General features: G+C 62.7%; 20 protein-coding genes. All 20 read right to left on the bottom strand.

The window, feature by feature from the left end; all coding sequences use genetic code 11:
• Positions 1-24 precede the first annotated feature (24 nt).
• Positions 25-2709: a DUF2142 domain-containing protein gene (locus INF35_RS10170; RefSeq protein WP_193502133.1), complete on the bottom strand. Its 2685-nt coding sequence runs from the start codon at positions 2707-2709 to the stop codon at positions 25-27.
• Between the two features lie 12 nt (positions 2710-2721).
• Positions 2722-3246, bottom strand: coding sequence for a KdsC family phosphatase (locus tag INF35_RS10165; protein ID WP_193502131.1), 525 nt, complete (start codon positions 3244-3246; stop codon positions 2722-2724).
• A gap of 43 nt (positions 3247-3289) precedes the next feature.
• On the bottom strand, positions 3290-4861 hold the full coding sequence (locus INF35_RS10160) for an aldolase catalytic domain-containing protein (RefSeq protein ID WP_193502129.1): 1572 nt from the start codon (positions 4859-4861) through the stop codon (positions 3290-3292).
• Positions 4862-4905: 44 nt separating this feature from the next.
• A complete protein-coding gene (locus INF35_RS10155; protein WP_193502127.1) occupies positions 4906-5649 on the bottom strand; it encodes a 3-deoxy-manno-octulosonate cytidylyltransferase in 744 nt (247 codons plus the stop codon).
• A 132-nt stretch (positions 5650-5781) separates the two neighbouring features.
• Positions 5782-6042, bottom strand: coding sequence for a hypothetical protein (locus INF35_RS10150; RefSeq protein ID WP_193502125.1), 261 nt, complete (start codon positions 6040-6042; stop codon positions 5782-5784).
• Positions 6043-6091: 49 nt separating this feature from the next.
• On the bottom strand, positions 6092-7078 hold the full coding sequence (locus INF35_RS10145) for a glycosyltransferase family 52 (protein WP_193502123.1): 987 nt from the start codon (positions 7076-7078) through the stop codon (positions 6092-6094).
• Positions 7079-7081: 3 nt separating this feature from the next.
• Entirely contained in the window at positions 7082-8371 is a 1290-nt protein-coding gene (locus INF35_RS10140) for an ABC transporter ATP-binding protein (RefSeq protein WP_193502121.1), read from the bottom strand.
• A gap of 10 nt (positions 8372-8381) precedes the next feature.
• Complete coding sequence (locus tag INF35_RS10135; RefSeq protein WP_193502119.1) at positions 8382-9257, bottom strand: ABC transporter permease; 876 nt, start codon at positions 9255-9257, stop codon at positions 8382-8384.
• Positions 9258-9611: 354 nt separating this feature from the next.
• On the bottom strand, positions 9612-10907 hold the full coding sequence (gene eno / locus INF35_RS10130) for a phosphopyruvate hydratase (protein WP_193502117.1): 1296 nt from the start codon (positions 10905-10907) through the stop codon (positions 9612-9614).
• A gap of 310 nt (positions 10908-11217) precedes the next feature.
• Positions 11218-12276, bottom strand: a complete 1059-nt coding sequence (locus INF35_RS10125) for a glycosyltransferase family 2 protein (protein WP_193502115.1) — start codon at positions 12274-12276, stop codon at positions 11218-11220.
• On the bottom strand, positions 12273-13493 hold the full coding sequence (locus tag INF35_RS14070; RefSeq protein WP_193502113.1) for a glycosyltransferase family 4 protein: 1221 nt from the start codon (positions 13491-13493) through the stop codon (positions 12273-12275). Before INF35_RS14070 ends, INF35_RS10125 begins: the two co-directional genes overlap by 4 nt.
• Before the next feature lie 23 nt (positions 13494-13516).
• Positions 13517-14497 carry a glycosyltransferase family 2 protein gene (locus INF35_RS10115; RefSeq protein ID WP_193502112.1) on the bottom strand — a complete coding sequence of 327 codons (981 nt, stop codon included), beginning with the start codon at positions 14495-14497 and terminating at the stop codon, positions 13517-13519.
• 4 nt (positions 14498-14501) lie between these two features.
• Positions 14502-15521: a glycosyltransferase family 2 protein gene (locus INF35_RS10110; RefSeq protein WP_193502111.1), complete on the bottom strand. Its 1020-nt coding sequence runs from the start codon at positions 15519-15521 to the stop codon at positions 14502-14504.
• 67 nt (positions 15522-15588) lie between these two features.
• Positions 15589-16599 (bottom strand): glycosyltransferase family 2 protein, encoded by a 1011-nt coding sequence (locus tag INF35_RS10105; protein WP_193502110.1) that lies wholly within the window; start codon positions 16597-16599, stop codon positions 15589-15591.
• Positions 16586-17875, bottom strand: a complete 1290-nt coding sequence (locus INF35_RS10100) for a glycosyltransferase family 4 protein (RefSeq protein ID WP_193502109.1) — start codon at positions 17873-17875, stop codon at positions 16586-16588. The genes INF35_RS10105 and INF35_RS10100 overlap by 14 nt, the downstream gene beginning before the upstream one ends.
• 26 nt (positions 17876-17901) lie before the next feature.
• Entirely contained in the window at positions 17902-19152 is a 1251-nt protein-coding gene (locus tag INF35_RS10095; RefSeq protein ID WP_193502108.1) for a glycosyltransferase family protein, read from the bottom strand.
• 67 nt (positions 19153-19219) lie between these two features.
• Entirely contained in the window at positions 19220-20200 is a 981-nt protein-coding gene (locus tag INF35_RS10090; protein ID WP_193502107.1) for a glycosyltransferase family 2 protein, read from the bottom strand.
• Complete coding sequence (locus INF35_RS10085) at positions 20197-21306, bottom strand: glycosyltransferase family 1 protein (RefSeq protein ID WP_193502105.1); 1110 nt, start codon at positions 21304-21306, stop codon at positions 20197-20199. The genes INF35_RS10090 and INF35_RS10085 overlap by 4 nt, the downstream gene beginning before the upstream one ends.
• A 26-nt stretch (positions 21307-21332) precedes the next feature.
• Positions 21333-22208 (bottom strand): PPK2 family polyphosphate kinase, encoded by an 876-nt coding sequence (locus INF35_RS10080; protein WP_193502103.1) that lies wholly within the window; start codon positions 22206-22208, stop codon positions 21333-21335.
• 273 nt (positions 22209-22481) lie between these two features.
• Positions 22482-22664, bottom strand: coding sequence for a FeoB-associated Cys-rich membrane protein (locus tag INF35_RS10075; protein ID WP_193502101.1), 183 nt, complete (start codon positions 22662-22664; stop codon positions 22482-22484).
• Positions 22665-22668: the final 4 nt, after the last annotated feature.

Here is a 22668-nt window from a genome sequence, read left to right as displayed (position 1 = left end):
ACACAAATCCCTCCCGTGGGGCGATTACTGGGCGACGACGGCCAGCATGGCGTTGAGCAGCACCCCGGCGTTTGCCAGACAGAGGGCACAGACAAGGCAGGCCTCGGCATGGCCTGCATCGGAAACGCGGATACGGCGGGGAGCCAGGCACAGCAGGCCGAGGGGCAGCACCGGCAGGAAGTACCGTCCCTGCAGGCCGTAGAGCGTCTCGGAATAGGTGGGCGTCCAGGTCAGACAGCCTGCCACCGAAAGCGCACAGCAGAGCAGCACCAGAGCAAAGGCCCCGGCGCGGAGGCGCCCTGTCAGGGGGCTGTCCCCGGCGGGGATCACAGCCCAGGCCAGCAGCAGATAGAGAACCACCACCCAGCCCCAGGCCAGGTCCAGGGAGTAATACCCCAGACTGCCGCCCACCAGGGTGCGGAGGTAATGATCGGTATTGTCGATAACGGTGCGCACCATCAGGCGCAGGGTATCCACCGGGTGAGACAGAATATAGCCCGGGGTGTAGCAGATGGCGTCGTCGCCGGTGGCAATGCTCTGACTTTCCCGCACGGCGGCAGCGGCCTCCACATCCTTGGCCAATTCGTTCCGGTCAAGGGGATAGCGGGTATCGTCCTCGATGCCAATGGTCAAACCGCAGCCGGCAAACAGGGAGGCAGCCGCCTCGCTGGAGTAGATTTCTTTGAAAAAGGCGATTCGTCCGCTCTGTGCAAGGCGTTCAAGCTGGCCGTCGAGTTCATACTTGTCGGGTACGCGATCAAACAGACACAGCGTCAGCGCATAGAGATAGTTGCTGTCGGAGAGGGAGGCGTTTTCCATTTCAGAAGGGCTGAAGAAAAAGCTCTGTGCCAGCATGGCAGCGGTGACATCGCCGTTCTTCAGTGCATCAGCCCAGAAGGTCACCTCCGCCTGGGCGGGATTTTCCACTCCTTCCACGTACCAGAACAGGCGTCGGACATAATTTTCCGGCGTGTTGTCAACCAGATCTTCCCGGATGGTCAGCGTCATATCGGCAGGGAATTCTGCGTCGTCCGCCGAAAAGTGATAGGTTTCCTTCTCAGGGGAAGCATCCGCAGGTGCGGAGGTCTCCCCATCATCAGCCTCCCCGGAGGGGGCGCCGTGCACAGCAAGGGACAGCGCTTCCACGGCAGGTTCGCCCCCCTCCACGGAAGCGGCAGCCGCCTCTGCCGAATCCGTGGAGGCTGCCTGCCGGGTCTCGCCTCCCACTGCAAAACTGAGCATGGAGCTGTTCATGCAGAGGGTCAGCGCCACACAGGCGGCAAGGTATCCGGCCTTCCACAGGGCGGGACGGGGCAGTCCCAGACGCCTGGACGGGATCAGCAGCACCAGAGCCGCCAGAGGCAGGTAGACCGCCTTGCCGGGGCAGAAGAGCAGACCCGCCGCTGCAATGGCGATGAGGAGGGCACGGCCGGGGGCTTTTTCCCCAAACGCCGCCCGCAGACAGAGGGAGGTAAAGGCAAAACACAGCCCCAGCAGCAGAGCATCCCGGGAGAAGGACGCCGCCAGATGCAGCGTCATGGGCAGCAGGGCGACAGCAGCAAAGACCCGGCGGCCAAAGGGGGCAAAACGCACCGCAAATGCCGCCAGCGCCGCAAAGCAGACAAGGTTTGCCAACCTGCCCAGCACCAGTACCGGCACAAAGCCCAGATGCAGCAGAAATCCCACGAACACCACCGCCGCGCTGGGCAGGTAGAGGATGGGGTTGGAGTCGGTCTGGGCCTCCTCCAGAGCTACGTGGCTGTCAAAGTCGTCGGGGGAGAGGGTGAACATGCCGTCGGCAAAGGCCTGCCAGGTCCAGACGGTAGTTCCGTCCTCCTGGTCCTGCAGGGTGGCGTCAAAGTCGTGCTCCCGGCGGTAGCTCATGTTGATGGGCACATGGCCCATCTCCCAGTCCTCCGACGAGAAGACGTTGGCCCAGCGGCATGCCAGGGTAAAGGACTGGTTGATATGGTATTTTTCATCAGGGGCGCCGTAGGGGGGCAGCACCAGGGTATAGGCAAGGCCCAGAGCCAGAACCAGGGCAAACACCAGCCGGTGCAGGGCAATGCGGCGGCGCAGGGCCGACCGCACCCCCCAAAAGACGATGGCCAGCACCGCCAGGGCAACCACCCAGTAATACCGGGTCAGAAAGCCGCCGATCTGCCGGTAGGTGACGATGAGGGCGGCAGTGGAATTCTGAGTTTGTCCATCCACCGTCATGGTCTCCTCCCACAGGGTGGCGGTGGAGGAACAGCCGATGCTCAGGCGGCCGCTGCCCGTATAGTGAGGGGTCAGGGTCACCAGATAGTGCCGCCCCTCCGTGCCGGTGACAGCGGTGTCCAGGCCCAGGCCGGTGTATTGCCCGGGCAGGATGTTCTCCATCACGCCCTGGCTTTGGGCAAGGACCTCGCCGGTGTCGGCGTCGGTGAGCACAAGGTCCAGGGTGCCGGAAGGCTGCTCCCCCTCAACGCCGAATACAAAGGCCATGGCCAGCAGGTCGTCGTCAAAGACGAAGCTCTGGCTGACGCTGCCCTCCATGGGAAGGTAGGCGGAGTAGTCGTCGCTCAGCTTGTCGGACAGGGCCTTGGAGCCCAGCCCGCGGATGGAGACAAACCAGCAGAGGAGAAAAACGGCAAAGCACACCGCCGCCGCCCCGAGGGCAACGAGGGTGTGCCGATGCTTTTTACAAAAGGATGCAAATGCTGTCATGGAGCGCTCCTGTTATCGGCCGCAGCCGGTTTCCAACGTGACGCCGAAAGCCTTGTGCACTGCCTCGGCCCAGCGGCCGTCCCGGCGGAGAATGGCTTCCACAGCGCCGCGCACACAGCCCTCGCCGCCCTTCTGGGGGCAGCGGCAGTCGGCCCGGGCCAGGACCTCTGGGCTGGCGTCGGCAGGGCAGGCCACAAAGCCGCACAGAGCCATGGCGCCCAGGTCGTTGAGGTCGTCGCCGCAGTAGGCCACTTCCTCCCGGGCAAAGCCGTGCTCGGCGAGGAACTGCCCCAGAAACTCTGCCTTGCGGGAAACGTTCTGGTACAGGTGATCCACGTGCAGCTCGGCGGCCCGCCGCCGCACTGCCTCGCACTCCCGCCCGGTGCAGATCATGATCTGAATGCCTGCCGCCCGGGCCAGCACGATGCCTGCGCCGTCCTTGATCGCAAATTTTTTCAGTTCGTTGCCGGAAGCGTCGTAGTAGACGCCCCCGTCCGTCATGGTGCCGTCCACGTCCAGTACCAGCAGGCGGATCATGCCATCACGTCCTTTGTTGTGGATTTGCAGTGCCCGCGCCGGTTCAGGCGTTCTGGTAGGCACTGGGGGTGACGAAAGTCACCGGGATGCCCGCCGTGCGGATAGCCTCCGCCATGGCGGCATGGAAGGCATGATCCCGCCCGGTGTGGGCATGGAGGCTGGCGTCGGCGTAGGCGGGCTTGCCGGCAGGGTAGCCGTCGGCACCGGCCAGCAGCACAGCCCGGGCGCCGCACTGGGAGAGCAGCCGCAGCAGCATGATGACGCTGTTGCTGCCCTGGGCAAAGGCGCCCGCTACACGGTTGTAGTTGACGGTGCGGCAGGCGGCCGGGGCAGTCTCAGGCCGCAGGTTGGAGGTCAGAATAGCCGGGCAGGGGAAAGCCGTGATTTTGTCCAGTCGTTTGCTGTTGGTGAAGAAGGCATAGTCCGGCGTCAGAAAGTCGGGCAGAAAGTTTGCCGAGACCACCACGTCCGCTTCCTTGCCGGGCATGGCCTTGAGCTTGGCCTGCACGTCGGGGTCGGCCAGGGTGGCGCCGGGGGCCAGCACCAGCACAGTGCGGCTCTGGAAAGCCTGGGTCAGCTCCTGCATGGCGGCAGCGTCGTCGACCTGACGGCTCTGGTATTCCTGGTAGAGCTGGTCGGCGTATGCCTTGTCGAAGGCGGTGGCCTTGGAGCGGTCCAGCACCGACAGAATGTGGTTGATGTCCCGGTTGGTCAAATCGCCCTTGGCCAGGTAATGCTCGGCATAGTTGCGGTGCAGATTGTACCGCGCCGACAGGAAATAGGCGGGAGTGTAGCCCCATTCCGGCTGGCCCTTGATGGGCGCGATGTGGTCCTGAATGGCATCCATCAGCTCGTCAATGTCGTAGTGCCCGCCGCAGGTTTCGTTGAGATAGTCGGCGGTGAGCTCGATGGGCAGGTTGCCGGGGATACGGCCCATGCCCATCAGGCTGGCGTCCACGGTGATGTCCCGGGCCAGATGCTTGTCGATGAATTCCTGGGCCAGGCAGAAGCTCAGGGCCATGTTCTCATGGAGATGGAGGCCCACCCGGATGGACGGGTCGAGGTTGTGGTCCACCAGGCTGACAATGCGCTCCAGGTCCCGGCGGCGCATGCTGCCGAAGGTATCCACAATGGAGAACTGATAGGGCATGATGGCATTGACCTGGTCGAGAATCCAGAGAATGTCCTTGTCCGCATAGCCCATGATGTTGATGGGGTTGATGGACAGCTTGTAGCCCCGGGCCTTAACCTCCCGGGCAAAGTCCATGCCGTCCCGGATATCGTAGTCGTGGGCGGTGATGCGGATCATCTCGATGCCCTTGCCCTGATACTCCGACAGCTTGCGGATGTCGTAGTTGGAGCGCATGGCCATACCGGAGTACATGGTGCCCCGGGGATCGTCGGGCAGCAGGCGGTTGAGCTCCTCGATGGTGTTGCAAACCGATACATCGGGGTCATAGCCCTCCACATTGCGCAGAAAGCCGACCTCCACAATATCCACTCCGGCCCGGGTCAGGGTGCGGATGATATCCCGTGCGGGGGAAAATCCCCACTTCCAGTCATTGACGTAGCCGCCGTCACGCAGCGTGCAGTCCAGCAGTTTGATGTCGCCCATGGGCAATACCTCCTTTTTGGCAGAAAAACTGCGGTTTGTTGGGTTTATTCCTCAACAGTGGCTCCGCGCTCGGTGAGGATGCGGGCCACCAGGGTAAGATCTTTGGGGGTGTCCACGCTGACGGTCTTGTACGGGCTGACAATGGCATGTACCTTGTGCCCGTTTTCCACAAAACGCATCATGTCGTTTTCCTCGGCACGCTCCAAAAGGGACTTGGGGGTGTCGTGGTAGAAAGCCAGCGCCTGACGGCTGTACAGCTGGATGCCGGTGACCTTCTCATACTCAAAGTCCAGCGTTCCCTTAGGGTAAGGGATGGGGCTGCGGGAGATCATCAGGATCTCCCGGGCGGCGTTGGTGACCACCTTCTGGTTGGAAAAGTCGATAACATCGGCGGGGTGCTCCATGACGTTGGTCAGCACCGCCACATAATAGGGATCTTCAGGTTGCTCTTTGGGCAGGATCAGGTCAAAGGCCTTCACATTGATGAGGGGCTCGTCCCCCATGACCTGGAGATAGAGGTCGGCCTCCAATTTGGTGCTGACCTCCCAGATGCGTCCGGTGGGGGTGTCGTGGTCGGGGCTGGTCATGCAGTATTCCATGCCGTACTTGCGGCAGGCTTCGGCGATGCGCTCGTCGTCGGTGGCGATGACCACATCGTCCAGGACAGCGCACTTTTTGGCCTCGCGCCACACCCACCAGATCATGGGACGGCCCAGAATATCGGCCAGAGGCTTGCCCGGCATGCGGGAGCTCTGGTACCGTGCGGGAATCACAGCAATGGTTTTCATAACAGAACATGTCCTTTCTGCCCGGCGGGGCAACGCCGGCGGGAAAACGGGAATCTCCCTCTCCAACCGGGTCGCTCCGTCCTGCCCGCCACAGCAGGCGGACAGGACCAGCCGGGATCGTTCAGTGGTTCATCATTTTTTGTCGGGATCGGGCGGAGAAGCTTTCCCTGCCCGGAAACGGGCGAACAGCCAGCCGGCCAGCAGCACCAGCTCACAGATCGCACAGCCGATGCCATAGACCAGCACCCCCACCCACCAGGGGGCGGAGTTCATGGCATACAATTCGGGGCGGGCCATATGGTCCCATGCCGTCCACAGACAATACCCCAGAAAGACGCCGAAAAAGGCACCCATGGCAATGGCCAAAAAGCGCTGTACCTTGTGCCAGAACATCAGCTTCGCCATCCTTTCTGCGTTGGGAAAGAGAAAAGCGGAACAACCATCATCCAATCAGGGCCAGAGCGTCCTCCAGCGAGAGGAAGATGTTCTCCTCCGCGGCGGTAAAGCCCCGCAGCACCCAGCTCTGCACCGTGACCGCCCGGCGGAACTTGCCCGGCAGGCAGAAATTCAGCACTTCGCTGGGCATGGTGCGCTCCAGCACCACGGCGTCGGGGAACAGAGCTTCATAGTCGGTGGTGTCACGGGGATGGGTCTTGATGAAGAGGGGACCGTCGGCATACTGTTTGGCCACGGCCTGGAACATCCGGTTCTGGGTGTCCTGGTCCATGCGGCCGTCGTCCACAAAACTGCGGGGCAGCAAAAGGGTCGCCCGGGAGAAAACCGCGGGATCATCCGGCAGCGGCCTTGTCAGAAAGACCCTGCGCACGGCGGCTTTCTCCTCATCGGACAGGCTTTCCAGAAGCTCCGCCTTGGAAAAGGTCAGAAGCTTTTCCGGCGGAAAGAGCACGCACTGGGTGGCGTCCTCGCTCTCCACGGCCTGGCAGACGGGGCTGTCCCCCCAGTAGAGGTAGCCCTGCCCCTCGCGGCGGGCCTTGAAATCGGGGGCAGTACGCTGCTCGTCCAGCAGATGCTGGTCGGGGTCCAGCGTGCCGCCCAGGGTGTCCTCACAGAGAGTGTAGGGCGCCCGGCAGTCCTGAAGATACCGCCCCACCGCGCTCCAGTCGTTGCTGATGTAGATGGTATGGTAGGCATGCTTGTCCAGCACCGGCCCGGCACCGGCCTTCTCGTAAGCCCGGCGGTTGCGGATGTGGGCAAGGGGACCGGTGACGGTTCCCTGCCAGCGGGACTCGTGCAGGACACAGACTTCGGAAAAAATGCCGTCCAGCTTATGGGAAGCCGCCAGGGCCTCGGCGTCGGGCAGCTGCTCGCTGAGCCAGACAGACTGCCCGCCCCCCGCGCGCAGGGCGCGCACCAGGGCGATGAGCAGGTGATAGGCGGTGTGGCAGATGTAAAGATCCGGCTTTGCCATCCCTCATCCCTCCGCCCCCGAGGTCAGCACCTTGACCGGCGGGAAGTGGATACGGCCCCAGCCGGAGGCCCACTCGGGCATGGAGAGGTCGCCGCTGGTGACCTCAAAGGCAAACTCGGTGACCGGCTTGTCCAGACAGACCGCCTGGGCCAGGGCACCGTCGAAGATGTCGAGATAGAAGAAATACTGTCCCTCGCCCAAAAGCGACGGGTCAAACTCGAATTCGGAGACGTACAGCTTTCCGGGCTGGGCGGGGCCCAGGTCCACCGGGTGGGTGATGCCCACGGGGGAGGAATCCCGGTAATGCAGATTCATCTTCATGTGCACCCCGGCAAAGGGTTCGGACACCCGCCAGGTGATGCGGATGCGCATTTTCTCGGTGTCGGCAAAGACGCTGGATTCCTTGTCCACAAAGTCCAGGGTCTCCAGGCGCAGCCGCTTGCCCGCGCTCTGGTTCATGCGGGAGACGTCGGCCAGGTCGTAGTGGACCACGTTGACGTCGGTGGTATCCATGTAGACGGCAATGGCCTGTTCCACGTCGCCGTCAAAGATGACCCGGCCCTTGTCCAGCACCACACAGCGGGTGCACAGCTGGCGGATGGTGGACATGTTGTGGCTGACATAGAGGACGGTGCGGCCTTCCTGACCGGCCACGTCGCTCATTTTGCCCAGGCATTTCTGCTGGAACTTCATGTCGCCCACGGCCAGGACCTCGTCCATGACCATGATCTCGCTGTCCAGATGGGCCGCCACAGCGAAGGCCAGCTTGACGAACATACCGCTGGAATATCGCTTGACGGGGGTGTCGATGAAGTCCCCGCACTCGGAAAATTCGATGATCTGATCCAGCTTGGCGTCGACCTCGGCCTTGGTCATGCCCAGGATGGCGCCGTTCATGTAGATGTTTTCCCGGCCGGTCATCTCGTTGTTGAAACCGGTGCCCACTTCCAGCATGCTGGCCACCCGGCCTTTCAGCCGGATCTCGCCCTCGGTGGGGGCGGTGATGCGGGAGAGGATCTTGAGCAGGGTGGACTTACCTGCTCCGTTGCGGCCGATGATGCCCAGGGCTTCCCCCTGGTAGACGGTGAGATCTACCCCATTGAGGGCCATGAAGGTCTGGCCGAACAGCCGGGTGTCGGTGCCGATGACGGTGTTGGGGTCCTCCTTGCCGCGGACACGCGCCCACCAGCTCTGAAGGTCGTGGGTCAGGGTGCCGCCGCCGATCTGGCCCAGCTTGTACTGCTTTTTCAGCCCCGTCACCTGGATGACGGGCGTTCTGTTGTTGGATGCCATAGCTGCCCCCTTACACCGTGTCCATAAAGGTTTTTTCGATCCGGCTGAACAGCACCACGCCCAGGACAAGGGCCACGGCGGTGAACACCAGACTGTACACGAACATCCCCATTTCCGCCGAGCCGGTACCCAGCGTGGCGGTGCGGAAAATCTCGATGGGGGCGGTCATGGGATTGAGACGCATCAAAAAGGCGAGGCGGGGACTTTCTCCCAGGGTGGACAGCGGGTAGACCACGGGGGAAACGTACATCCACAGCTGCACGCCGAAGCTGACGGCGATGGCCAGGTCACGGTACTTGGTGGTCAGGCTGGAGACGATGATGCCCACACCCAGGCCCAGCAGCATGGTCTGGACCAGCACCAGAGGCACGGCCCACATCCAGGCGGTGAGGTGAATGTCCGCCCCGGTGAAGAAGAAATAGAGCCAGAACAGCACAAACATGGCCGCCTGAATCAGGAAGTTGATGAGGCTGGTCAACGCCTGGCTGATGGGCATGGTGAGCCGGGGAAAATACACCTTGCCGAACACCTGGCTGTTGGCCACAAAGGTGTTGGCGGTATTGTTGATGCAGCTGGAGAAAAAGGTCCAGACGGTATTGCCCGCCATGTAGAACAGGAAGGAGGGGGTGCCGTCGGTGGAAAGGCCCGCAATGCCGCCGAACACTACGTTAAAGAGCACGCTGGTCAGCAGCGGGTTGAGAAGCACCCATGCCGGGCCAAGAATGGTCTGCTTGTACAGCACGGCAAAGTTGCGCTTGACAAACAGGACGATCAGGTCGCGATACCGCCACAGCTCCTGCAGGTCGATGTCAAACCAGCCGGTGCGGGGACGGATAATGGTGGTCCATTCGCCGTTGGAGGCGTTGGTCTGCAGTTGTTCCGCCATAGATTCATTACCTGTACTTTCGCAAAAATTCATATACACGCCTATTGTACCATGGATGGCAGTAAATTACAAATCCCGGGCGGTTTGCGGCAGGGGCCGGCGGGCCCTGCCGTGTATGGTTTGCAGCAGGGAAAAAACTTCCTGTGTACGGCAAAAAGCAATACGGGATTCCTCCATGCGGGGATAACCCGGCCAAAACGCCGAGACTTCCCCAAAGAGTCTTTTGCTGCAGAAATCTTCTTCGAAAAAGGGCAGGAAAGGAATCCGTCACGGTCCGGCCGGCAAATGAAACGGGAGCCCCCGCCTGGCGGGGACTCCCGGTCTTACACATGGTGGATAGGGAAAACGCCGGATTCAGCGCCGGATGTTGAAGGCGTCAAAGCCCGGATAGACCGCGCCGTCGCCCAGTTCCTCCTCAATGCGGAGCAGCTGGTTGTACTTGGCCACCCGCTCGCTGCGGCTGGGGGCGCCGGTCTTGATCTGGCAGGTGTTGAGGGCCACGGCCAGGTCGGCGATGGTGGTATCCTCGGTCTCGCCGGAGCGGTGAGAGGCAATGGCAGTATACCCGGCCTTGTGGGCCATCTTGATGGCTTCCAGCGTCTCGGACACCGAGCCGATCTGGTTGAGCTTGATGAGGATGGAGTTGCCGCAGCCCAAGGCAATGCCCCTGGCCAGCCGTTCGGTGTTGGTGACAAAGAGGTCGTCGCCCACCAGCTGGACGCGGTCGCCCAGCTCCCGGGTCAAAAGCTGCCAGCCTTCCCAGTCCTCCTCGTCCAGGCCGTCCTCAATGGAATAGATGGGGTACTTGTCCACCAGTTCCTTCCAGTGTTCCACCAGCTGGGAGGAGGTGAACTCCCTGCCGCACTTGGGCAGCTTGTAGCGGCCCTTCTCGCCGGCCTTCCACTCACTGGAGGCGGCATCCATGGCCAGGACGAAATCCTTGCCGGGTTCATAGCCCGCCTTGCGGATGGCTTCCAGGATATACTCGATGGCCTCCTCGTCGCTGGCCAGGTCGGGGGCAAAGCCGCCCTCATCGCCCACCGAGGTAGTGAGCCCCTTGGCCTTGAGCAGACTCTGCAGGGCGTGGAACACCTCGGTGCACCAGCGCAGACCCTCCCGGAAGGAGGGCGCCCCCGCAGGCATGATCATGAATTCCTGCACGTCCACCGTGTTGGCGGCATGGGCGCCGCCGTTCAGGATATTCATCATGGGCACGGGCAGTTTGTTGCCCGCAATGCCGCCCAGAAAGCGGTAGAGAGGAATGTCCAGAGAGGCGGCCGCCGCCCTGGCGCAGGCGATGGAGACAGCCAGAATGGCGTTGGCCCCCAGACGGGACTTGTCCTTTGTGCCGTCGGCAGCGATCATGGCCCGGTCCACGGCGTAAATGTCGGAGGCGTCCATACCGGTCAGCGTCTCGTTGATGACGGTGTTGATGTTCTCCACAGCCTTGGCAACGCCCTTGCCGCCGTAGCGGGATGCGTCGCCGTCCCGCAGTTCCAGGGCCTCAAACTCGCCGGTGGAGGCGCCGCTGGGGGCAGCGCCCCGGGCGATGGTGCCGTCGGCAAGACGGATCTCCGCCTCCACAGTGGGATTGCCCCGGGAGTCGATAATCTCACGGCCGATGACCTGCTCAATCTCAAGATAGTTCATGGGAAAACCTTCCTTTCCAAAGTGTCGAAAAGCAACGGGATTTGCATACGCAAACTTTAGTTGCTCAATGCTAACATCTTCTGCATTCATCATACTAAGTATTTCGCCGCAAATCAAGACCTATGCAAAAGATTTACAAAAACAGCCGCCCGGGCTGACAAAAGCCGGGCGGCTGTGATGGAATGATTTAGTTTTCCACGGACTGTTGAAACAATGCGGCGGAGGTGGGACCTCCCAGAACAAGGGCTCCGGCAGCCTCGCCCGCAGAGCGGCGAAACAAATCCCAGACAGGCAGCGCAGGAACAAAAGATTACTCCCGGCGGCGCCGTCCCAGAAAGAGATAGTATCCCAGCCAGTCCATCTTGCCGTACAGTGGTTTGTTCAGCCGCTTGGCTTCCGCCATGGAGTAGAGCAGGTGAAGGTTTCGCCACCACACCGGCAGATAGTAAGCCGAGTAGTTTTTCTCCCGGCGCATGGTTTTGAGCAGTTCCCGCAGCCACACTCCGGACAGCGCCTTGTCGGCCTTATCCCGGCGCAGTCCGGCAGGGGAGGGGTCCCGGCGCAGAATATCGGCCGCACCCTCCGCCAGGACGGTGAGCTCCGCCCGGTGCAGGGGCAGCAGGTCCTCCGGGGGAACATGCACGGTCCGGCAGGCAGCGTTCAGCTTGGCAAAGTGCCGGGGCCAGATGTCGCAGTAGTCGTCGTGATAGCGGGTGGAAAGACTGGTTCCGGTGGTGTCGCAGTTGTACCAGGTCAGAGGGGCCTCCAGCACCGCGAAGGACCAGGGCGTTTCCCCATGGTTGAGCCGGGCGATGTAATCCAGCACAAACTGCAGGTCCTCGCCCAGGGTATAGCCCTCGTCAAAGCGAAGCTCCTGCAAAAGGTCTCCCCGGTAGAGCTTGTTCCAGGGCATGGCGATGAGGCAGTCAAGATACAGCCTTGCCAGTGCCGAGGCCGGCCGGACGGTCACATCTCCCTCGGTGGGGGCGTCGTCCAGCAGGTCGGTGGTGTAGTTCCAGATGACAAAGCTGTCCGGGTGTTCCTCCTGGGCGGTGAGGGCGGCTTCCAGCGCACCTTCCCGCAAAGCGTCATCGGAGTCGAGAAAGACGATGTACTCGGCGTCGGCAAGTTCCAAACCGGCGTTGCGGGCGCTGGATACGCCGCCGTCCTCCTGGTGGATGACCCGCACACGGGGGTCTTTCCGGGCCCAGCCGTCACACATGGCTCCCGATTCATCCGGGCTGCCGTCGTCCACCAGAATGCAGCAAAGCCCGCCGGAAACCTCCTGGGACAGCACGCTCTCCACGCAGCGGTCCAGGGTGTGCACGGCCTTGTATACCGGCACGATGACGCAGACGGCGGGCTTCATGTGCGTTCCCCCATTTCGGTCAGGATGCGGACAAAGTTGTCGTAAAAGGCGGCTACCGAGAACCGCTTGGCGGCCTCGGCTCCGGCGCGGCCCATCTCGGCGCGCAGCTCGGGATGATCCCGCAGCATCTCAATGGCCCAGGCAAGCTGCCCGGCTACGTCCCGGTTCAGGTCCACCAGTACGGCCTGGCTTCCGGCCAGATATTCCGGCATGCCGCCGGAGCGGGTGGCCAGCACCGGGCGGCCGCAGGCCATGGCCTCGATGGCCACCAGGCCCGCCGCCTCCTGCACCATGGTGGGCACGCAGACCAGGTCGGCCAGGCGGTAATAGTCGGGCAGGGCGTCGTTCTGGATAAAGCCGGTGAACCGGACCCGGCTGTCCAGTGCCCGGGCCTGGGCCTCCAGCTTTTTCAAAAAGGGGCTGGACTGGGTCCTGCCGAAAAAGGGGCTGCCGACGATCAGCAGTTTGATGTGAGGGTCGGACAGAGAGGCCATGGCCTCCAGCAGCTTGTGGATACCCTTGTCCGGTTCCAGCCGCCCGCAGAAGAGCACAACAAAATCCTCCGGCGCGAACCCGAGGGAGGCACGCAGCCTGGCGTCGGGCTCACCGGGGGTGAAGCGTTCGGTGTCGATGCAGTTGTGAAGAATGAAGGCGTTTTTTCGATCAAGAGTGCTGGTTTTCAGGTACTCATCTCGAATGAACTCACTCAGGGCCAGCACCCCGCCATAGATATCGTCCATCTGGCGGCTGCACTGGGTCAGGCCGTGGAGATGGGCCAGGCAGCGCTTGCGGCCGAACATGCGGCCGATGGCACCGAACTGGGTCAGGTTGCCGCCCTCGGCGATGATCCAGTCCGGTGGGGGCAGTTCCAGAGCCAGAGACAGCTGGACCTTCTGATACCACGGCTCATAAGGCGCTGCAACGCCAAAACACCGCTCAATAAATACCATGGGCCAGTACCGGCGATGCCCCCGGGGACGGGCGATGTACATCATTTTGGTATGATGCAGGTCTGCCGCAGCGGCTTTGGCTTCGGGGTCCTGGACGCTGGCACACAAAAGATCCAGTTTTCCCTGTCGCTCATTTTCCCGGATCAGATGGGTGATGAGGGTCTCCACCGCGCCGCCGCGCACCGCAGGCACGGGCAGGTCCGCCGGGGGGATCAGCAGCACACGGGGAAGCTTTTCAGTTTTTTTGTCCGGCTTGACAAGCGGCACGGCCGGGCCTCCTCACACAAAGATTACTTTTTCACAGGGCAGAGGCTTTCCGCAGGCATCATGGACCAGCGGGCGGCCGAGAGCTTTTCGGTCATTTTCAGCTGTTTGCAGTTGGGCAGGTAGCTGATGAGCCCCTGCATCAAAAACTGCTCCTTGGAGATTGCCTTGACCAGGGCGGGCTCAGGGGACTGGCGCACCTTGGCGCACAGGAAGAGATACCGCCGCCAGCAGGCCGCATAGGCGCAGTCGATGACGGTGCGGTCGGCGCCGTTCTCCACAAAGAAGCGGTAGCGGTCGGCCAGACCGTCCACAGCGTCGAAGGCTTCCGGTTTGATGTTGGTACGGCAGATGCTGCCGCTGCGCAGGCGGTAGCAGTAGAGCTGATCGTCCAGGCAGACCACCTTGTCGCAGCGCCAGAACAGGCGGTGGGCCACAAAGTCGTCCTCATGCAGGCGGCCTTCGGGGTAGTGCAACAGCTTCCACACCTCGGCACGGTAGAGCTTGTTCCAGGCAACGGTGTAGTAGGTGCCGTTGGCGGCGTAGAACCGGTTAAGCAGGTCCTTGCCGGTAAAGACGCCCACCTCGGTGGGCATGGTGTAGGCAGGGGGCTCCTCGCTGGTGCCGTCCTCCCGCACATCCTCCACGGCGCAGATGGCCATGTAGGCGTCGTGCTTCTCGCAGGCGTCGAAGAGCTTCTGCAGATAGGCCGGGCGCAGGATGTCGTCCGAGTCCACAAAGGCATAGTAACGGCCCTGGGCGGCGTCAATGCCGGTGTTGCGGGCGGCAGACAGGCCCTGGTTTTCCTGATGGATGACCCGGATGCGCGCATCCCGCTTGGCAAACTCATCACAGAGATCACCGCAGCCGTCGGTGGAGCCGTCGTCCACCAGAATGACCTCAAAGGTCTGGTCAAATTTCTGGTCCAGGACGCTCTGGATGCACTCTTCCAGCCAGGTCTTGGTGTTGTAGATCGGAATGATCACGCTCACACAGATACGTTCCATAGTTTTAACCCCTTCCCAATCTGCAAAGCCGCCCCCAGGCACGGGCCGCCGTCCAGGTCAGCGTGGGGCTGGCAATGAACAGAACGGCGCGTACCTTTTCGCCCGCAGCGATGTACGGGCACCGCAAAATGTCGGGCAGCAGGCTGTCCAGATGCTTTTTGTGTTTCAGAAATCCGGGTTTCAGCTCGGCCAGATTCCCTGCCTCGCCGGACATGACCCAGAATTGGTAAAAAACCTTCCAGTACCAGGCCACCGCCCACCGGTAGTATTCCTCGGAATTCGGCCGGGCGGCAAAATAGCTCAGCCAGTCCCAGTACATCCGCAGGTCGTCCAGTTTGCGGGGCGGAAACACAGCCCCGGTCATCTGTCCGGCGCGGGTGCGGTAATGGTAGAGGGCGTCGGGCAGGCAGACCGCCCTCTCTCCCTCAAAGACGAGATGCAGCACGCTGGCGTCGTCGCCGAAAAACATGCTCTCGTCGTAGCGGATGTTTTTGTCCCGGAACAGCCGGGCGTCAAAGAGCTTGTTCCAGCTCAGCGGCCCGTAAAAGCTGCCGGTTTTGAAGGTCTCCAGCAGCAGGTCCATGGCGTTGCATTCCCCGGTGATGGAGCAGGTGACTCCCCGGCCGGGAATGGGCTGGCCCCTGTCGTCGATGGCATCCCCGGCACAGGCGGCCAGACGGGCACCGGGATGGGCTTCCAGCGCGGCAAACAGCCGGGCGTACATGTCCGGCTGGATGAGGTCGTCGGAATCCACAAAGCCGATGTAATCCCCGCAGGCGTTTTCCAGCCCCACATTGGCCGCCGAGGCAGGGCCGCCGTTGGGCTTGTGGAATACCCGAATGCGGGCATCCTGCCTGGCCAGCTGGTCGCAGAGCTCGCCGCAGCCGTTGGGACTGCCGTCCTCCACCAGAAGAAGCTCAAAATCGGCAAAGGTCTGGGCCAGAATGCTCTGCACCGTGGCGGGCAGATAGTCCTTGGCGTCGTATACCGTTGTGATGATGCTGAGTTTCGGGGTGGTGGACATCGGTCGCTCCTTGGATGTGGGGATGTGGTATTTCAGAAAGACGCCGTCCGGCGCCGGGAAAATTCTATCATAAAAACCGGTTTTTCAAAAGAGTATACCCGGCCAGCAGCCCCGGCAGGTCCAGGGAAACGCCCACCCGGTAGGGCAGCGCCAGCAGGGGATGGGCATCCCGGCGCAGCTGCTCCCGCAGGGCAGCCCGGGCATCGGGCTGGGCCAAAATCTCGGCAAACAGGGCCCGGCGCTCCTGATAGGGCATGTCGCCCCGGCAGCCGGTCAGCAGGCCATACTGATTCAGACAGGCGCGCAGGCGGCTCTCCTTGAGAAACGGTTCAGGCGGGTAGCCCCAGCGCTGCAGCATGGCTTTGAGCTGAGGGGCGCAATAGCGCTCGGCCTTGAGCAGATCGCCCCGCAGACGCCGGGACAGGGACCCCGCTTTCTGGTCATATTGGTAATAGTATACACCCGGCAGGCAGAAAATGGAAATGGTATTTTGTAAAAAAACTGTGTTGAACAGCACATCCTCGTTGACCTTGAGGGCCTCGTCAAAGCGCATTCCGGCCTGCCGCAGCACCCCGGCGGAAAAGACTTTTCCGTAAGGCGCGGCCAGGTATCCGCTCTCAAACAGCAGCGGGCGCAGGGCGTCTCCCAGGGCCGACGGGTCGGGATAATACCCCGGCGCCAGAGGGCAGGGGGCGGGGCCGCTGGCCCGGTCAATGCCGAAGAGCACCAGCCCCGGCTGCCTGGCAAAGGCCTCCCCCAGAACCTGCCACAGCCCGGGGGTCAGGGTGTCGTCGGAATCCACAAACAGCACCCAGTCGCCCCGGACCCTGTCCAGACCGGCGTTGCGGGCGGAGGAAACCCCGCCGTTTTGCTTGTGCAGCACCTGAATGCGGGAGTCCCCGACGGCCAGCTCATCGCAGAGGGCGGGGGTGGCGTCGGTGGAACCGTCATCCACCAGCAGCAGCTCCAGATTGGACGGCGCACCGTCCAGAATGCCCTCCACCGCCCGGCGCAGGGTGTCCGCGGCATTGTAGCAGGGCACGATGACACTGACGGGGGCAAGCTCAGGGGTTGGCATGGGAGGACTCCTTTTCGGCGCGCAGAACGGCGTCGTAAATTTCCAGCATACGGGCGGCATTGGCCGCAGGATCATGGGTGATGCGGGCCTGGTCCCGGGCGGCGCTTCCCATGGCGGCACCGTGGTCGGGCCGGGACAAGACCGAGGCGATGGCCTCATCCAAAGCATCGGCGTTCCCCGGCGGGCCGTAGAGGACGGCGTCTTTTCCGCCGCCCGTCATGTCTGGGATGCCGCCCGCCGCAGCCGCCACACAGGGCAGACCCAGCAGCATGGCTTCGCCCAGACTATTGGGGCTGTTCTCGCTGTAGGAGGGCAGCACGAACAGGTCGGCATCCAGAAAAGCCCGGCGCATCTTCTCGGCAGGCAGGGGACCGGTGTAGACCACGTGGCCGTCCAGCCCGTTTTGGCGGATCAGCTTTTTGCAGTAGCTTTGATAGGGAAACATCCAGTCAATGACCGGCCGCAGCAGGGGACCTTTTTCCAGAGGCGGCCAGCCCGCCACCCGCAAAACGGCATCGGGCCAGCGCTTGAGCAGGAGAGGCAGGGCGCGCAGCATGGTATGCAGATTTTTCAGCGGATAATTGCCCTGACTCATGAGCAGCACCGGACCCCGGCCGAATTCCCGGGCATGCCACAGCTCCCGGCTTTGGACAAAGGCGGGGCGCAGCGTCTCGTTGCAGCAAAAGTACAGGGCGTTGGGCGCCAGCTCGGCCACGGCACGGCGGTCAAAGGTGGTGCGGCCGGTGACATAGCGGGCCCCGGCCAGCAGCCGGGCTTCGCTCTGGGCCAGATCGTCAAACCGTTTCTGCATGCCGTCCAGAAGGGCCCCCGGCACCACCCGGTCAATGGCCCGCTGCAGGGCGTTGGAGTGCAGATACCGCTCCGGCACCCCATCGCACAAATGGGCGGCGCAGTCCTTCATGACACCCTGAATGCCCACCAGAACCGGCAGGCCATGGCGTTTGGCGGAAGCCTGCATGGCGGCGGCTGCGGGGTACTCGGTGCCCCAGATGTGGACAAGGTCAAAATGCCCTTCCTCCAGCAAAGAGTCGAACCCGGCGTCGGGGGGCAGCACCACAAAGTTGGCGCCTCCGCCGCTGCCGTTCAGGACCGTTTTGGCGCGGGCGTCCAGACTGCATACCGTCAGGTCGGCGGAGGGCGCCAGGGCATCCAGCATGCCGGTGAGCCAGCCCCCGCCCACCTCGGCGGCGGACAGCCCGCAGGCTGCGGCGGCCTCCGGCAGCGTAATGCTGACAAGCCATAGAATGTGAGGCATGGGGGCGCTCCTTTCTCCGGCGGAAATCACCGGGTAATGATCTCAACAAATCGCCGGGCCACGGCGGCGGGGGTATATTCGGGGAACAGCTCGGCGGCCTTCTCGTAGGTGAGGGACTTGCCCCGCATCTCCCGCAGCCAGGCGTTGAGGCGGGCCAGCACATCGGGGGTGACGCCCTCCTGCTCAGACAGAACGAGGGCCAGGGGATAGCGTTTCAGGTAGGGCAGAACCGCGTCGTCCTCCCGGGGGGAGAGATGCAGGATGGGCTTGCCGGTGCCGAAATACTCAAACAGCTTGCTGGGGATCTGGTTGCTCACGGCATTGCCCAGATTGAGCAGGATGTCGGCCCCGGCGGTGAGGGTGCGGGCCCGGGTGGCGGAGACGGGTCCGGAAAGCTGTACCCGCTTGCCCAGGGCCTTGCGGGCGGCGTCGGCCTGGGAGGTAAAGCTGTCCCAGCCCCGGCCCACCATGGTCAGATGCACATCGGGTCTGTTGAGCTTGGTGAACAGTTCCAGGGCAAAATCCGGCGTGCGGATGCCCGGGTACAGGGTCCCGCAAAAGACGCAGTCCAGCGGGCCGATTCCCCGGTGGGGGTCATAGATCTCGGCCTGGGGCGGAACCAGGGCAGGGAAGGCCAGCTCAAAGGCCTTGTCCCGGCAGGGGGCCAGGGGACCGTTTTCGTAGTCGGACATGGCCTGACGGGTGACGAACACCGTGTCTGCCGAGCGCAGCAGCTGCAGTTCCCGGGCCCAGCCGCCGGGGGCCTGATAGGTACGGTTGGCGGCGTAGGGGTCCATGAGCCACAGCACCTTTTTGCCCACGATGGAGGCTTCCTCCAGAGCAAAGGCGGCGCGGTAGGGGGCAGCTACAGCGGTGACAAAATCAAAGTGATAGATGGCGTCCAGGCGCTCGATCTCCCGGCGGGTATCCTCCTGACGGCGGGGGCGGCGCAGCACCAGCTGGCGGAAAGCGGCCTCCATGGCGGCGGGGTGACGGGCCAGCCGGGCCAGACGCAGGGGAATGGGACTGCCCTGCCTGGACCCGTTTTCCAGGGCGCGGTTCATCATCCGCTCATCGGCAAAGGCAAGGTCGTGCAGCACCACACCGTTGGGGGTGCCGGCGCCGGCGGGGGCAGGGGGAGGCGTCTCCCCGTCCCACAGCTCCAGCAGATGGACCTGGTGCCCCAGTTCCGCCAGCTGAGCGGCCAGGCGGCGTCCCAGCTCGGGGTTGATGGCCTGCGGCGCTTCCACACTGTCTACAATCAATAAAAAGCGCATCAATAAGCTCCTTTTTCAGCAATCAGGCAAGCACAAAACAAAAGATAAGCCGAACAACGGCAAAAAATCAGGCCCGGTCCCGCAGCAGCAGTCGGCAGGCAAGGCGCAGAAGCCGGGGCGTATGCACGGCGGCCCGGGCGGCAATGCGCACAGCCCGGGGCAGGGCGGAGTTGGCCCCCAGCAGCGGGTCTTTCTCGCCCCGGCGCAGCTCTTCCGTCAGCTGCTGCAGGGCGGGGGCAAGACCGGCATCTTCGGGCAGGCGCAGAATCCGGGTGACCAGATAGGTGAGTTTTTCATAGTAGAAAGCTCCAGCACTGCTGCGCACAGAGTCCGGCGCCTGGGCCAGAATTTGGGCGGCGGCGGCGCGGTGGTCGGCCAGCTCTCCGGCAGTCAGCCCGTGGTGGCTGGCCGAGGCGGCATGCTGGCGGTAATGGTAGCCCGCAAAATCGCAGAAGACCATCCCCGGTGCCAGAAGAAACGCCTCCCAGTTGGCCAGCAGGTCCTCGTTGTGGGCAAGACCGTTGTCGAGAAACTCCGGCCGCATCAGATTGGCGTCGTACAGCTTGTTGCACAGGCTGTAGTCCACGGCATGGTCGTGGAGAAGGGCCTCCAGATGGCGGGGGTCCTCCATCTCGGTGTAACTCTCCGGCGCCGGGCCGTTCAGGGACGGTGCATCGGTAAAGGTGTCGTACCGGCAGCAGGCGATGGGCAGACCGCTCTGCTCGGCGGCATGGAGCAGCGTCTCCAGAAATCGGGGATGCAGCAGGTCGTCGGCATCGCAGAAGGCCAGATACTCACAAGAGACGGCCCGCACCCCGGCAGCCCGGGCAGCAGCGGTGCCGCCGTTTTGCAGGTGCAGCACCTCAAAGCGGGGGTCCCGCCGGGCGTATGTATCGCAGAGCGCTCCCGAGCCGTCGGTAGAGCCGTCGTCGGCCAGCACACAGCAGAACTGGGAGAAACTCTGGGCCGCGATGGAGTCAAGACACAGGGGCAGGTACTCTGCCGCGTTGTAGACGGGCACCACCACGGCAATGCGGGCGGCCCTCATGCTTCCACCTCGGCGTAGCGCCGGAGATAGAATTCCTGCAGCCTCTGTGCCGAGGTCCGCACGTCGTAACCGGCGGCTTTGGCCTGGGCCAGGGCGTTGGGGTTGCGGACAAGAGGCTCCCCGCACAGGGCATCGGCCCAGGCAGCAGGGGAGCCGAGGGGCAGAAACTGTACCCCGTCGGCAAAAGCGGCGCCCCGGTCCACCGTATCCGATACAAAACAGGGCAGCCCGGCGGTCTGGGCCTCCACCAGCACCACGGGCAGCCCCTCAAAGAGGCTGGGCAGCAAGAAAGCGTCCATGGCGGCATAGCAGGCGGCGGTGTCGCTGCGGACCCCGGCAAATAGGACCGAGTCGCTCAGGCCAAGGCTCTCCGCTTTGGCGCGGATGTCAGCCTCCAGAGCGCCGGTACCCAGCAAAAGCAGCCGGGCGTCGGGGCGGCGGCGATGGACTTCAGCAAAGATGTCCAGCAGGCCGCTGTGGTTTTTCTGGGCGGAAAAGCGCCCCACATGCCCCAGAAGCGGGGCGTCCTCCGCTACACCGAATTCGGCGCGCAGGGCAGCCCGGGCACTGGGGTCAGGGTGGGCAAACTTGTCCACCGGGATGCCGTTGGGCAGTACGGTGAAGGGGTGGCTGGCGAACAGCATTTGCCCGGCCTTTTCGCTGCAGGCAAACCGGTCGGTGAGCAGACGGTCGAAGCGGCTGCTCATCAGCCGGTCCAGAGTACCCACCAGCCCCGGTTCGTAGGCGGTGTTGTGGCTGTGGCCCACCCGCACCGGAATGCCCCGGCGCCTGGCCGCACGGTTGTAAAACATGCCGAAGCCGCTGTAATGCCCGTGAATGATGCGATATTGGGGTTCTGCGGCAAAAAAGGCATCCAGCGCATGGAGATAGCGAGGCAGATTGTTGTCCTGGCGGACGGTCAGCTTGGTGATGTGCCCGCCCAGAGAGAGAATCTCCTCGTCGTAAAAACAGGGTTTGTCATAGTGATAAAGAAAGTCGAACTGCACCTTGGTGCGGTCTATGGCACGGTAGACGTTCATGACAAAGGTCTCCATGCCGCCGGCGTCCATGGCCGGCATGATCTGCAGGACCCGGATGGGGGCCATGCGGCATCCCTCGCTTTCGTGTGGGGTCAGTCAGGCTCGTTCATCAGGAGCTCCCGGCTGCGGACAAGCCGGTCCCGGTCCTCCGCCGACAGCACCGGGTAACGGGGATGGCACTGTTTCAGGGCATCCACCACAATCTCGGACACAAGATACCGGGTATACCATTTCTGGTCGGCGGGCAGGACGTACCAGGGACTGTACTTGCTGGCCGTGGCGTTGATGACCTCTTCGTAGAGTTTGTTGTACTCGTCAAAGCGGCCGCGCTCCCTGATGTCGTCGGGGGAAAACTTCCAGTTTTTCTCCGGTAAATCGATGCGTTCCAGAAACCGCTTTTTCTGCTCCGCCTTGGACAGATGCAGGAAAATCTTGACCACCCGGAAACTGTTTTCGTACAGATATTCCTCGTAGTCGCGGATCTGACGGTAACGCTTTTTGAAGAACGCCTCGTCGGAATCGTTCAGTACCCGGTCGGCCATGCGGTAGCCCCGGAACAGTTCATGCATTCGGACCACCAGCACGTCCTCGTAATAACTGCGGTTGAAAATGGCAATACCGCCCCGGGGCGGCAGACAGCGGTTGACCCGCCACAGATAATCGTGGCGCAGGTCCTCCGACGTGGGCTGCTTGAAATTGTGCACGACCACGCCTTGGGGGTTCAGTCCTCCCATGACGTGCTTGACGGTGCCGTCCTTGCCCGCGGCGTCCAGTGCCTGCAGCAGGATGATGAGTCCTTCCCGGCCGTCCGCATACAGGGCGTCCTGCAGAACTTCCATCTGCTTCAGGTTGTTGGCAGTGCGGGGAGCAAATTCCGCCTTTTTGCCGCGGTATTTGCCCGCCCCGGTGGGCAGACGGTCAAGATCACAGGTCCGGGATCCGTCAAAGCAAAAAGTCTCAGCGTTCATGATGCAGCCTCCTGCGGGGTCACAAAACCCCATAATCAGTATACCTGCTCCCGCATGGTTTCGCAACCGCGCAGGGCAGGATAATTTATGAGTTTTACATGGAAATTGCGGCCCGATGCCGACGGAGGCTATTGTGCCCGTTGCGCGATTATAACGGACACGGCAAGGAAAGGAAAAAAATGCCGCTTTACAGACAAAAACGGAAAATAAAAGCCGCGTACCCCGTCAGGATGACAGGCACGCGGCGGAAAAGGGTTTGGTCAGGCGGTGAGATTATTTGGATTCGCCGTCGGGGTCAGAGTCGGACTTTTTGTTCTGCTGGGCGCAGCGCTGCTGGCAGCTGGCACAGTGACCGCTGCAGCCGCCCTGCCAGCCGCCGTTTTTGGCAATGAAGGCCACGGCCAGACCCAGCAGCACAAAGATCACCACAAGGACGAGAAAACTCTGCAAATTCATAATA

This window comes from Gemmiger gallinarum, assembly GCF_014982805.1.
Taxonomy (GTDB): Bacteria; Bacillota; Clostridia; order Oscillospirales; family Ruminococcaceae; genus Gemmiger; species Gemmiger gallinarum.
Note: the sequence above shows the minus strand (reverse complement) of the source record. Positions and strands in the feature narration are given on the sequence as shown.

Coding starts and splice junctions, on each gene's coding strand:
- eno (WP_193502117.1), bottom strand. CDS start 10,907: ATGAACTATCTTGAGATTGAGCAGGTCATCGGCCGTGAGATTATCGAC.
- INF35_RS10155 (WP_193502127.1), bottom strand. CDS start 5,649: ATGAAAACCATTGCTGTGATTCCCGCACGGTACCAGAGCTCCCGCATG.
- INF35_RS10150 (WP_193502125.1), bottom strand. CDS start 6,042: ATGTTCTGGCACAAGGTACAGCGCTTTTTGGCCATTGCCATGGGTGCC.
- INF35_RS10110 (WP_193502111.1), bottom strand. CDS start 15,521: ATGTCCACCACCCCGAAACTCAGCATCATCACAACGGTATACGACGCC.
- INF35_RS10090 (WP_193502107.1), bottom strand. CDS start 20,200: ATGAGGGCCGCCCGCATTGCCGTGGTGGTGCCCGTCTACAACGCGGCA.
- INF35_RS10160 (WP_193502129.1), bottom strand. CDS start 4,861: ATGGGCGACATCAAACTGCTGGACTGCACGCTGCGTGACGGCGGCTAC.
- INF35_RS10125 (WP_193502115.1), bottom strand. CDS start 12,276: ATGAAGCCCGCCGTCTGCGTCATCGTGCCGGTATACAAGGCCGTGCAC.
- INF35_RS10080 (WP_193502103.1), bottom strand. CDS start 22,208: ATGAACGCTGAGACTTTTTGCTTTGACGGATCCCGGACCTGTGATCTT.
- INF35_RS10105 (WP_193502110.1), bottom strand. CDS start 16,599: ATGCCAACCCCTGAGCTTGCCCCCGTCAGTGTCATCGTGCCCTGCTAC.
- INF35_RS10085 (WP_193502105.1), bottom strand. CDS start 21,306: ATGGCCCCCATCCGGGTCCTGCAGATCATGCCGGCCATGGACGCCGGC.
- INF35_RS10170 (WP_193502133.1), bottom strand. CDS start 2,709: ATGACAGCATTTGCATCCTTTTGTAAAAAGCATCGGCACACCCTCGTT.
- INF35_RS10135 (WP_193502119.1), bottom strand. CDS start 9,257: ATGGCGGAACAACTGCAGACCAACGCCTCCAACGGCGAATGGACCACC.
- INF35_RS10145 (WP_193502123.1), bottom strand. CDS start 7,078: ATGGCAAAGCCGGATCTTTACATCTGCCACACCGCCTATCACCTGCTC.
- INF35_RS10100 (WP_193502109.1), bottom strand. CDS start 17,875: ATGCCTCACATTCTATGGCTTGTCAGCATTACGCTGCCGGAGGCCGCC.
- INF35_RS10140 (WP_193502121.1), bottom strand. CDS start 8,371: ATGGCATCCAACAACAGAACGCCCGTCATCCAGGTGACGGGGCTGAAA.
- INF35_RS10165 (WP_193502131.1), bottom strand. CDS start 3,246: ATGATCCGCCTGCTGGTACTGGACGTGGACGGCACCATGACGGACGGG.
- INF35_RS10095 (WP_193502108.1), bottom strand. CDS start 19,152: ATGCGCTTTTTATTGATTGTAGACAGTGTGGAAGCGCCGCAGGCCATC.
- INF35_RS10115 (WP_193502112.1), bottom strand. CDS start 14,497: ATGGAACGTATCTGTGTGAGCGTGATCATTCCGATCTACAACACCAAG.
- INF35_RS10075 (WP_193502101.1), bottom strand. CDS start 22,664: ATGAATTTGCAGAGTTTTCTCGTCCTTGTGGTGATCTTTGTGCTGCTG.